This window comes from Dokdonella sp. (assembly GCF_041395345.1).
Taxonomy (GTDB): domain Bacteria; phylum Pseudomonadota; class Gammaproteobacteria; order Xanthomonadales; family Rhodanobacteraceae; genus Dokdonella.
In genome coordinates this window covers 66921-79052 of record NZ_JAWLAR010000006.1, presented here as the reverse complement: position 1 = coordinate 79052, position 12132 = coordinate 66921, and the positions used below count along the sequence as shown (strand labels likewise).

Annotated in this window: 8 protein-coding genes; 6 read left to right on the top strand and 2 right to left on the bottom strand. The window is 62.0% G+C overall.

The features are described from left to right. Positions 1-43: 43 nt before the first annotated feature. Positions 44-877 (bottom strand): hypothetical protein, encoded by an 834-nt coding sequence (locus R3F00_RS06995; protein WP_371281044.1) that lies wholly within the window; start codon positions 875-877, stop codon positions 44-46. A gap of 173 nt (positions 878-1050) precedes the next feature. Beyond that, positions 1051-2445 (bottom strand): class II fumarate hydratase, encoded by a 1395-nt coding sequence (locus R3F00_RS06990; protein WP_371281043.1) that lies wholly within the window; start codon positions 2443-2445, stop codon positions 1051-1053. Between the two features lie 351 nt (positions 2446-2796). On the opposite strand from R3F00_RS06990, the gene R3F00_RS06985 reads away from it, so the two are divergent. The 6 genes from R3F00_RS06985 to odhB all read left to right on the top strand — a co-directional run bounded on the left by R3F00_RS06985 (position 2797) and on the right by odhB (position 12083). Next, a complete protein-coding gene (locus R3F00_RS06985) occupies positions 2797-4125 on the top strand; it encodes a hemolysin family protein (protein WP_371281042.1) in 1329 nt (442 codons plus the stop codon). After that, positions 4122-5486, top strand: a complete 1365-nt coding sequence (gene purB / locus R3F00_RS06980) for an adenylosuccinate lyase (RefSeq protein WP_371281041.1) — start codon at positions 4122-4124, stop codon at positions 5484-5486. Before R3F00_RS06985 ends, purB begins: the two co-directional genes overlap by 4 nt. A 73-nt stretch (positions 5487-5559) precedes the next feature. Continuing rightward, positions 5560-6738 carry a JmjC domain-containing protein gene (locus tag R3F00_RS06975; RefSeq protein WP_371281040.1) on the top strand — a complete coding sequence of 393 codons (1179 nt, stop codon included), beginning with the start codon at positions 5560-5562 and terminating at the stop codon, positions 6736-6738. Then, entirely contained in the window at positions 6735-7688 is a 954-nt protein-coding gene (locus R3F00_RS06970) for a GNAT family N-acetyltransferase (RefSeq protein ID WP_371281039.1), read from the top strand. The genes R3F00_RS06975 and R3F00_RS06970 overlap by 4 nt, the downstream gene beginning before the upstream one ends. A 225-nt stretch (positions 7689-7913) precedes the next feature. Continuing rightward, positions 7914-10805: a 2-oxoglutarate dehydrogenase E1 component gene (locus R3F00_RS06965; protein WP_371281038.1), complete on the top strand. Its 2892-nt coding sequence runs from the start codon at positions 7914-7916 to the stop codon at positions 10803-10805. A gap of 66 nt (positions 10806-10871) precedes the next feature. Beyond that, positions 10872-12083, top strand: a complete 1212-nt coding sequence (gene odhB / locus R3F00_RS06960) for a 2-oxoglutarate dehydrogenase complex dihydrolipoyllysine-residue succinyltransferase (protein WP_371281037.1) — start codon at positions 10872-10874, stop codon at positions 12081-12083. The last annotated feature ends 49 nt before the right edge of the window (positions 12084-12132 follow it).

Here is a 12132-nt window from a genome sequence, read left to right as displayed (position 1 = left end):
TTCTTGCGCTTTTCAGCGAGCCTGCGAGAACAGGGGCAGGCCCCTACTCGAGGACGCTGTTGATCACCTTGTACTTGTTGACGCCATCGGCACTGATGCCGATCTGGTTCAGATTGATCGAGCCGTCCAGCCACATGCGAACCAGGAACTTGCCATCACGGCGCACCACGACTGCCGCTCCCTTGCCGGTATAGATCGTATCGCCAATCTGCAGCTTTGACGGTGAAACCAGTTCAGTGATGCGCTTGCCATCGTTGTAGCGGTCCTGGAGCGACTTGCGTACCGGATCGGTATCACCGGGCTCGGCGCTGACCAGCATGACCGGTGCATTCGGGTCGACCACGGCAGTGGCATCAGCGTTCGCGGGCTGTTCCTCCGCAACCTCCGGCGCCGCTTCGGTTTCAACGGGTGCCGGCGGAGCCGGCGGTGGCGCCTGCACGACAGGCTCGGGCTCCGGGGCCGGAACAGGTGCCGGTGCTGGCGGCGGCGTTTGTACCACTGGAGCCGGCGGTGGCGGCGGCGGCAGTGCGGGAGCTGGTTTCGGCTGAGGCTTCGGCGGCGGCGCAGGTGCCGGCTCGGGCTTGGCGGGTTCTTCCTGTACCTCTGCCACACGCACCAGTACCGTCTCGTAGAAACCATCCTTGAGCACGACCTTGGCGTCGCCACCCGCACGGATGCTTGCAGCAATCCTTGCATGCCAATGCTGCGGAGCGGTCACGACAAGTTGCTTGCCGGAAGCCGCAGCCTGGCGACCCAGTGTCGACAGGGTGGAATTGGCGCTGCCACTGTTGAACTGCTCGGCACTGATGTCCGTATTCTGTTGCGCCATGGCACTACCGGCGCACGCCGCCATCAGCAGCAGGAAACACTTTTTCATCTGATCACTCCACTATCCGGTTCTGAAATCGAAAGCCAACTGTCAATACTCAATTCGTTGGCGAGCTGCAGTCATGTGCCACATGGCCTGCGCTCGCCCACCGCTATGCAAGTTTCGCGCCTCATCTGCATTCAGCCGCCGGGTCTCGCGGGCGTTTCCCGGCGAGCCGGTCATCAGCCTCCTGCCGAGCCACCGTGGATGCCACCCTTGGTCAGGGCCATCGGATCGAGCAACGCCTTGAGCTGTTTGCGCGACATTCCGGTCGTTTCGAGGGCCACGTCCACGATCGGCCTGCCCTCCTTGTAGGCCTGCTTGGCCGTCGCAGCACCCACGTCATAGCCAATGACCGAATTGAGCGCAGTGACGAGAATCGGATTGCGATCCAGCGCCTGTCGTATGTTGTCCTCGCGGACCGTGAATCCGGCGATTGCCTTGTCGGCAAGCGCTGTCGAGGCATTGGCAAGGATCTCGACAGATTGCAGCAGGTTCAGTGCCACTACCGGCAACATGACATTGAGCTGGAAATTGCCACTCTGCCCGGCGATCGTGATGGTGGTGTCATTGCCGATGACCTGGGCGCAGACCATCGCCAACGCCTCCGGAATGACCGGATTGACCTTGCCCGGCATGATCGACGACCCCGGCTGCAGGGCCGGCAATTCGATTTCGCCAAGGCCGGCCAGCGGGCCCGAATTCATCCAGCGCAGATCGTTGGCCATTTTCATCAGGCCGACAGCCAGTGTTTTCAGCTGGCCGGACAGCTCGACTGCCGCGTCCTGGGTGCTGATGCCCTCAAAATAGTTTTCCGCGGTCTCGAAACGAACCCCGGTCATCCGCTTGAGCTCGGCGCAAACCGCCGCGCCGAGTTTGGGATCGGCATTGATACCGGTACCCACTGCCGTACCACCCTGCGGCAACTTGCGCACGCGCTTGAGCGCGTCATTCAACCTTTCGATATTCGATGCAATCTGGGCGGACCAGCAGCCAAGTTCCTGACCGAACGTCACCGGCATCGCATCCATCAGATGAGTGCGGCCCGTCTTTGCGACCCGCTTCAGTTCTCTGGCCCGCTTGTCGAGGGTCTTCTTCAGATGGGTCAGCGCTGGCAGCAATCGCTCGCTGACCGAAAGGACAGCGCTGACCTGAATTGCAGTCGGAATGACATCATTCGACGACTGGCCGTTGTTGACGTCGTCGTTGGGGTGGACCCTGGTGCCGGACGCGGCGGCGAGGTGGGCAATGACCTCGTTCGCATTCATGTTCGAGGATGTCCCCGAACCCGTCTGGAAGACGTCGATCGGGAAATGCGCATCAAATTCGCCCTTGGCGACCCGCTCGGCAGCCCTGCGGATGGCTTTCGCGCGGTTCTTGCTCAAATGGCCCAGGTCGGCGTTGGCCTGGGCCGCTGCAGACTTGATCAGCCCCAGTGCCCGGATGAACTCGCGCGGCATCGTCAACCCGGATATGGGGAAGTTTTGCACGGCTCGCTGGGTCTGTGCGCCATACAGGGCATCAGCCGGCACCTTGAGCTCGCCCATGCTGTCGCGTTCGATGCGAAATTCGCTCATCTCGGGATCCCGATTGGTAGTCAGTGTAGGGTCGGCGATTATAGCGGCTCACAGCCCGGGCAAAGTCTTGCGCCAAGTTGACGCAGAAACCCCACTCGCGAAGAGTTGTAGACGGTCCGGAGTGCCGAAACGTTGCACCCCAACGCAATCGGACGGCGCGATCGAGAGCAGGGAAAGTGCCCTGCTGAGGCATGCATGGCCTGGCCAATCGGGATCCGACCCGCAAATCGGCCACTTGATCAGCCCTGCCTGAATTGGCGACCCTGCCCTCCCTTCATTAGGCCCCCCGGACCGCACAGCCGCGCTGCCTCGAATGCTAGACTTCGCAGTCCTTCGCCGCCCAATCGAGTGATGCTCACCAACGTTATCTACATCCTCGCCGCCTTCGTGCTGGTCATCCTGAACGGCTTTTTCGTCGCGGCGGAATTCGCCCTGGTCAAACTCCGGCACACCCAGGCGGTTGGACTGGCAGAGCGCATCGGTTGGCGCGGCAAGATCCTGCTCAGCGTTCACGAGCGCCTGGATGCCTATCTTTCCGCCTGCCAGCTCGGCATTACACTGTCTTCTCTGGGTCTTGGCTGGATCGGCGAACCGGCATTCGCCGCGCTGCTGGAACCCGTGTTTGATCATTTTGGCGGGCTTGAGCCGGATACCGTCCACATCATCTCGTTCATTTTCGCATTCACGGTCATTTCCTACCTGCACATCGTGCTTGGCGAGCTCGCGCCAAAATCAATGGCTATCCGGCGTCCGGAACAAATGTCGGCATGGACCGCAACGCCGCTGTACGTTTTCTACTGGATCATGTATCCGGCCATCTGGCTCCTCAATGCCAGCGCAAACTGGATGCTGCGTGTAGCCGGCCTGGATGGAACCCACGGGCACGAACACCACTATTCGCGCGACGAACTCAAGCTCATCCTGCATGCCAATCGCGCCGTACGCGACTCCAGCGAAACTTTCGCCATGATGAGTCACGCACTGGATCTGCCTGAACTGGTCGCCGGCGATCTGCTGCGCACGCGCGACCAGCTCGGCGCGCTGCACGACGGCCAGGATCAGACCGAAGTCCTCGCGGAAATCCGAAAGTCGCAGTTCAGCCGCTACCCCTGGTTTGATGCGGCGATGGAAAACGTGCGCGGCATCCTGCATGTCAAGGACCTGCTGCTGGCCATGGCCGAGAAGGGCACGATCGAGGACATGACCACCCTGTTGCGCCCGGCGATCGTGGTCCCGCTGGATACACCGGTCCTCGAGATGCTGCGACGTTTTCGCACCGGGCGTACCCAGTTCGCCCTGGTCACCGAAGAAAGTGGACGCGTGGTCGGGTTCTTTACCCTGTTCGACGTCGTCCAGATCGTTGTCGGCGACATTGAAGACGAGCATCGCAGCACGCCGGGGCACTCGCATCAGCGTGCCGCGGATGGCTCGTTGACCATTCCCGGCAGCATGCCGATCTATCGACTCGAGCGCCTGCTCGACCTCGAGATCGATTCCCCCGACGAGGTCAATTCGGTCGGCGGCCTGATCGTGCACCGACTTGAGCGGTTGCCGGCCGAAGGCGAGTCGCTGGAATTCGATGGCTTCACCGTCACCGTGCGAACCATGAAGGGCGCCAGGGCACAGGCCATTACGGTCACGCCCGATCGCCCACCAGCCACTGGACAGAAACCGAAATGAACCACGCCCTGCTTGCCCTGTCGCCGCTGGATGGTCGATATGCCGCCAAGGTTGAAGCGCTGCGTCCCATCTTCAGCGAATTCGGCCTCATGCAGAGACGCGTGCTCGTTGAGGTGCGCTGGCTGATCGCCCTGTCCGACGAACCGGGCATCCCCGAAGTCGCCCCGTTCTCCGCGGCGGCCCGGGACACCCTGCAGGCCATCGCCGATGCCTTCAGCGTATCCGATGGCGAACGCGTCAAGGCCATCGAACGCGAAACCAATCACGACGTCAAGGCGATCGAATACTTCATCAAGGAACGCCTGCAGGCGACTCCCGAACTCGTCGCTGTGCTGGAGTTCGTGCACTTCGCCTGCACCTCGGAAGACATCAACAATCTCGCCTATTCACTGATGCTGCGCGATGCGAGAGAGCAGGTCCTGCTGCCTTCCCTGGACCAGTTGCTGGAGCGGCTTCGCGGACTCTCCGTGGCCTTCGCCGCGCAACCGATGCTGTCGCGCACGCATGGCCAGACGGCCTCGCCGACAACCCTCGGCAAGGAATTCGCGAATGTCGTGGCGCGACTCGAGCGCCAGCGCAATCAGATTGCCGGTGTCGAGTTGCGCGGCAAGATCAACGGCGCCGTGGGTAACTACAACGCGCACGTGGTCGCCTATCCCGAAGTCGACTGGCCGGCGTTTTCGCGCCGCTTCGTCGAGAGCCTCGGGCTCGACTTCAATCCGATGACGACGCAGATCGAGCCGCATGACTGCATTGCGGAAATCGGCGACGCCGGCCGTCGCGCCAACACCGTTCTGATCGACTTCGCGCGTGATATCTGGGGCTATATTTCACTCGGCTACTTCCGGCAAACGCTGAAGGCCGGGGAAGTGGGTTCCTCGACCATGCCGCACAAGGTCAATCCGATCGATTTCGAAAATGCGGAAGGCAATTTCGGCATTGCCAATGCCTTGTTCGAACATTTCAGCGCGAAGCTGCCGATCAGCCGCTGGCAACGCGACCTGACCGACTCGACCGTGCTGCGCGCGCTCGGCACGGCGTTCGGACACAGCCTCGTTGCAATCGATTCGCTGAGCAAGGGTGTCGCCAAGTTGCAGATGGACCCGGCCCGTCTCGACGCCGACCTCGATGCCAGTTGGGAAGTGCTGGCAGAAGCCGTGCAGACCGTGATGCGCCGACATGGATTGCCAAGCCCCTACGAGCAACTCAAGGCACTGACCCGCGGCCAGGGCATTACGCGGGAATCGATGCGCGACTTCGTGCAGTCGCTGGATCTGCCCGAGGCCGACAAGCAGCGTCTGCTGGCATTGACACCCGCCGGCTATACCGGCCTCGCGGAATCGCTCGCCAGATCATCCTGATCGCCGGCCTGCGAGACCCGCGGCGCGAGCACCCTGGCACGCCGCCGAACAGGAGGAGAGCCGTCGCCACGTCATGATCGAAGTCGAGGCCACATCGAAACAGTTTCTCGGCATGCCAGCCGCCAGGTTTCTGCGCGACTACTGGCAGCAACAGCCATTGCTGATTCGCAACGCCTTCGCGGATTTCTCGAGTCCGCTGAGCCCCGACGATCTTGCCGGACTGGCCTGCGAGGACCATGCGCTGTCCCGACTGGTCCTGCATGACCCGACCGACGACTCCTGGACCCTGCGCAGCGGCCCGTTCACGGAAGCCGTATTTGCCGAGCTGCCCGCGTCCCACTGGACCCTGCTGGTCCAGGATGTGGACAAATGGGATGCCGATGTTGCCGCCCTGCTCCCGCGCTTCGGATTTCTGCCCAGCTGGCGTCTTGACGACGTCATGGTCAGTTACGCCGAGGACGGTGGATCGGTAGGCGCGCATGTCGACAACTACGATGTCTTCCTGCTCCAGGGCCGCGGACGCCGGCGCTGGCAGATCAGCATCGATCCGCAGACGCCGAAGGCATTTCGTGACGACGTGGAACTGAAACTGCTGCGCGAATTCACGCCCACGCACGAGTGGCTGCTCGAACCCGGCGACATGCTCTACCTGCCGCCAGGAATTGCCCATCACGGGGTGGCAGAGGGCGCCTGCCTGACCCTGTCGATTGGCATGCGCGCGCCATCCGTCGCCGAAATGCTGACCGATTTCGCCGGCCATGTTGCCGAGCAGCTGCCGGAGGAGTTGCGCTATTCGGATGCCGGAATGGGCGTGGCCCGGTCGGTTGGGGAGATTGATGACTTTGCCATGGAGAAAATCTCACAAGCGTTGCGGGATTCGTTGTCGGCAAATGCATTGCCGCTACGGGGTTGGTTCGGCCCGTTCATCACGCGTTATCGTGCGGCTCACGAAGCGGTTCCCCGTGGCAAGCCGATCACGGCCGATGAATTGAAACGGCGGCTGGAGGCGGGCGCGTTGCTCGAATTCAATCCGTGGTCGCGGTTTGCCTGGTCCCGCGATGGCCGGAACGCGATATTGTTCGTGTCCGGAGAGTCGCACCGTTGCCCGCAAACGCTCGCCGAAAAACTGTGCCGCCGTGAACCGTTCGGAGCGAACGAACCGGCAGCCTCCGATCCGAAGGCAATCGGGCTGCTGGTCGAACTGGTCAACCGCGGTCACCTGGCCCCTGGCCGAGCAAGGAGGAAATCATGATTCCCACTGACTTCATCGTTGAACCGGCCACGTGGCCTGCCGACATGACCGAATTGCGGGCCATTCGCAATGAAGTCTTCGTCATCGAGCAGGCCGTGCCGGAAGAAGACGAATGGGACGATCTGGACGAGGGCTCGCAGCACGTTATCGCCCGCAGTGCCGAGGGGCGTCCGATCGGAACGGGCCGGCTCACGCCGAAAGGCACGATCGGCCGCATGGCGGTACTGCGGGACTGGCGCGGGCGCGGCGTTGGGGAGGCGATGCTTCGGGTACTGCTCGAAATCGCGCGGGCCCGCCATTTCAGGGAAATCGTCATTCATGCGCAATCGCACGCCCTGGCATTCTATGAGCGGGCCGGTTTCGAGGCTTATGGCGAGGAATTCGTTGAGTGCGGAATCCGCCACCAGCATATGCGAATCGCGATCCCGGCCGCAGAGGTGCCCAAGCGCGCAGCTGTCCCTGCGCAGGATGACACCCTGCTGGAAAGTGTCGATCGCGAAAGCGCTCGTGCCGCCGTGCTCGCGGTGATCGCCACTGCCCGTCGCGACGTGAGTATCTACATGCGTGAGCTCGAGGCCGACATCTACGACCATGCCGATGTGATCGAAGCACTCAAGCAGGTCGCGATTTCCGGCCCGGAAGCGAGCATTCGCATCCTCATACAGGAACCTGCCGGCGCGCGAGCCGATGCGCACCGGCTGGTCGCCCTTTCGCAGCGGCTGACGAGCTGCTTCGCCTTCCGCTCACCGGTCGAGGAAATCGACCGCCAGTACGCCGGCTGCTTTGTGGTCAGCGACCGTGGTGCCTGGTTCGAGCGCTCGCTGGCCAGCCGCTTCGATGGTGAAGGCAGCACGCACGGACCCGGCCGCAGGGCCCAGCTGCAGGACATGTTCAACGCGATCTGGGAGCGCAGCGAGGAAAGCGCGGAAATGCGGCGCCTTGAAATCTGAGCAATCGCGGCAGGCTGCTGACGCATGAAACCTTGCCGTCGCATGTCTGGCAACTGAATCGCGGGCTTGAATCCTGACCCGGGATGCTGCCGCATTGCAGCAATTGTCCCGTTCAGTGGCTATAATCAAAGGTTATGCGCAGATGATTTCGATGCTCATCTGCTCATTCGACCCAATCCCTGACCACATCCTCTTTTCCGGCCCTCCCGCCCACACGGAGCCCGCGTGAATTCCCTGACCCTACTGCAGCAATTCCAGAGCACTTCAGCACTCTCCGGCGGCAATGCGGCCTTCATTGAAGGCCTCTACGAGATCTGGTTGCGCGACCCCGGCGGCGTGGCCCCGGCGTGGAACGACTACTTCAAGGGTCTGAGCGGAAGTCCGGATAGCGAAGTGGCCCACTCCGAGGCGATCGCACGCATCGAGGCCGCACAGCGTCAGGGCCCTTCGCGGCGCTCGGCGGCGGCGGGTTCGGCGGTCGACAATGTCGAGGCGCAGAAGCAGGCTGGTGTCCTCAAGCTGGTCACCGCCTACCGTTCGCGCGGCCATCTCGCCGCCAATCTCGATCCGCTGGACCTGGCCAACACGTTTGGCGAAGAGGAACTGCAGGCGCTGGGGCTGTTGCCACGTCCGGCCGCGCCCGATCTCGAGCTCGACTTCCACGGACTGTCAAAGTCGGATCTCGATACCGAGTTCAATACGGGCTCCCTGTCCGGCCCGAAGCGGCTCAAGCTGCGTGACCTTGTCGACCTGCTCAAGGCGACCTATGCGAGCAGCATCGGCGTCGAATTCATGCATATATCCGACGCCAGCCAGCGCCAGTGGATGCATGAAAAGATGGAAGGGGCTGGTGGCAAGTTCGGCCTCAGCAAGGACGAGAAGGTCCGCCTGCTCGGCAAGCTGACCCAGGCCGACGGCCTCGAGCGCTACTTGCACACCAAGTATGTCGGTCAGAAGCGCTTCGCCCTCGAAGGCGGCGACAGCCTGATTCCGATGCTCGATGAAATGCTGCGCCGGGGCGGCAGCGCCGGGCTCAAGGACATGGTCATCGGCATGGCCCATCGCGGCCGACTCAACGTGCTGGTCAATATTCTCGGCAAGCCTCCGTCCAAACTGTTTGACGAATTCGAGGGGCGCTTCGAGCATCAGGAAGACCCGGCCCACTCCGGAGACGTCAAGTACCACATGGGCTTCAGTGCCAACGTGCGTACGCCCGGCAACACCGTACATGTCGCGCTGGCATTCAATCCCTCGCATCTGGAAATCGTCGACCCGGTGGTCGCCGGTTCGGTACGCGCGCGCCAGACCCATCGCGCCGACACCGAACGCGAACATGTCGTGCCGGTGCTCATCCATGGTGATGCCGCGTTCGCGGGCCAGGGTGTCGTCATGGAACTGTTCAACATGTCGCAGGCGAACGGATTCTGCGTCGGCGGTACCGTGCACATCGTGGTCAACAATCAGGTCGGCTTCACGATTTCGAATCCGCACGATGCACGTTCCACGCTGTATTGCACCGACGTGGCCAAGATGGTCAACGCGCCGGTCTTCCACGTGAACGGTGACGATCCGGAGGCCGTGCTGTTCGTTTCGAGGCTGGCATTCGACTATCGACAGAAATTCAAGCGTGACGTCGTCATCGACCTGGTCTGCTACCGCCGCCATGGCCACAACGAGGCCGACGAACCTGCCGCAACGCAGCCGCTGATGTACAAGGTCATTCGTGCGCGTCCGCCCTTGCGCGAGCTTTACAGCGACAAGCTGGTCGCCGAAGGCACGCTGTCGGCGGATGACGCGAAGGGCATGGTCGACGACTACCGCAAACTGCTCGAAGCGGGCGCGCCGATTCCGGGCGTTGACGCCGATTACCACGACCCGCATGGCGTCGACTGGTCCAAGCACCTCGCCAACGACATTTTCGAAGTGGTCAAGACCGGCATCAGCAAGAAGGAGCTGGCAGCCGCCAACGCCCACCTGCTCAAGATTCCCGAAGGCGTCACCCTGCATTCGCGCGTAGCCAAGATCTACGCCGATCGCGACAAGATGGCCGCGGGCAAGCAGGAAATCGACTGGGGATTTGCCGAAAACCTCGCGTATGGAAGCCTGATTGCCGACGGCTACAACCTGCGTCTGGTCGGCCAGGATTCCGGCCGCGGCACGTTCTTCCATCGCCACGCCGTCATGCACGACCAGAACAGCGGCTCGCACCATGTGCCGCTGAAGACCATCCGCGCCGATGCCAGCGTCGAGATCATCGACTCCCTGCTCAGTGAAGAAGCGGTGATGGCATTCGAGTACGGCTACGCCACGGCCAAGCCGAACACCCTGGTGATCTGGGAAGCGCAGTTCGGCGATTTCGCCAATGGCGCCCAGGTCGTCATCGACCAGTTCATCTCCTCTGGCGAAGCCAAGTGGGGACGCCTGTGCGGCATTGTCCTGCTGCTGCCGCATGGCTACGAGGGCCAGGGGCCGGAGCACTCGTCGGCGCGCCTCGAACGCTACCTGCAGCTGTGCGCCATGGAGAACATGCAAGTCTGCGTGCCGACCACACCTGCGCAGATGTTCCACATGCTGCGTCGGCAGATGCTGCGCGCCTGCCGCAAGCCGCTCATCGTGATGACGCCCAAATCACTGCTGCGCCACAAGATGGCCGTGTCCTCGCTGGATGACCTGGTCAATGGCCGATTCCATCTTGTCATTCCCGATGTCACGTCGAGCAATGCGAAGAAGGTCAAGCGCGTGGTCTTCTGTTCCGGCAAGGTGTACTACGACCTGGTCGAGGAAGCCGGCAAGCGCGAAATCAAGGATGTCGCCATTCTGCGTATCGAACAGCTCTATCCGTTCCCGCGAACCGAAGTGAAGGCGGAACTGAAGAATTTCCCCGCAGCGAAGGAAATCGTCTGGTGCCAGGAAGAGCCGATGAACCAGGGCGCCTGGTACCAGATCAAGCATCATTTCCAGGCGGTTGTTTCCGACAAGCACACCATTGCCTATGCCGGCCGGCCGAGATCCCCGGCCCCGGCAGCCGGGCATCTGGCGCGCCACCTCGCCGAACAGGCCGCCCTGGTCGAGCTTGCGCTGGTTTCGCCGATCAGCAGCGACTACGCTCTGGAATGATGTCGGCACGTCAAACCGCTTTTCCCGAATTTTTCCGAACAGCACCAACGCCCCAGGACAGCACTCATGAGCCTTGAAATCAAAGTTCCGGTTCTCCCCGAATCCGTTTCCGACGCGACCATTGCCACCTGGCACAAGAAGCCCGGCGACGCGGTCAAGCGCGACGAGAATCTGGTCGATCTGGAAACGGACAAGGTGGTACTGGAGGTACCGGCCCCCGCGGATGGCGTGCTCAAGTCGATCAATGCCGAAACCGGTGCAACCGTGACCAGCGGCGAATTGCTCGGCGTCATCGAAGAGGGCGCCGCCGCTGCGGCCCCGGCCGAAGGCGAGAAGAAGGCTGACGACAAGAAAGATGACAAGAAGGCCGAGAGGGCTGCATCCGGCTCAGCGACCAGGTCCAGCGCTGTCGATGAACTGTCTCCGGCAGGACGCCGCGTTGCGACCGAGGAAAAAATCGACCCTTCGCAAGTCAAGGGTACAGGGCGTGATGGTCGTGTGACCAAGGAAGATCTGGTCACGCATGCGAGGTCACCTGCCCCTTCGGCCAGCAAATCAGCTGCTCCGACCCCGGGCGATCGTCCGGAGGAGCGCGTGCCGATGACGCGCATGAGGGCGAAGATCGCCGAACGCCTGATGCATTCGAAGAACTCCATCGCGATGCTGACCTCGTTCAATGAGGTCAACCTGGGCCAGGTCGCGAAGATGCGCAAGCAGCTTGGCGAGGAATTCCAGAAGGCCAACGGGGTCAAGCTCGGCTACATGAGCTTCTTCGTCAAGGCCGCCGTTGAAGCGCTCAAGCGCTATCCGGTGGTGAATGCCTCGGTCGACGGCAACGACGTGATCTATCACGGCTATCAGGACATTTCGATCGCCGTATCCACCGATCGGGGCCTGGTCACGCCGGTGCTTCGCGATGCCCAGAACATGAGCTTCGCCGATATCGAGAAAGCGATCATCGACTACGCGACCAAGGCGCGCGAAGGCGGTCTCAGCCTCGATGATCTGCAGGGCGGCACCTTCACGATCACCAACGGTGGCACGTTCGGATCGCTGTTCTCGACACCGATCGTGAATCCGCCGCAAAGCGCCATCCTCGGCATGCACACGATCAAGGATCGCGCGATCGTCGAAAACGGCCAGGTCGTGTCTGCACCGATGATGTACATCGCGATCAGCTACGACCATCGCATCATCGACGGAAAGGACGCCGTGCTGTTTCTTGTCGACATCAAGAACCAGCTCGAGAATCCGCATCGGATGGTGCTTGGCATGTAATGCCAGGCGCCATCCGGGATTCGGCATTCGGGATTCGGGATTCGGACAA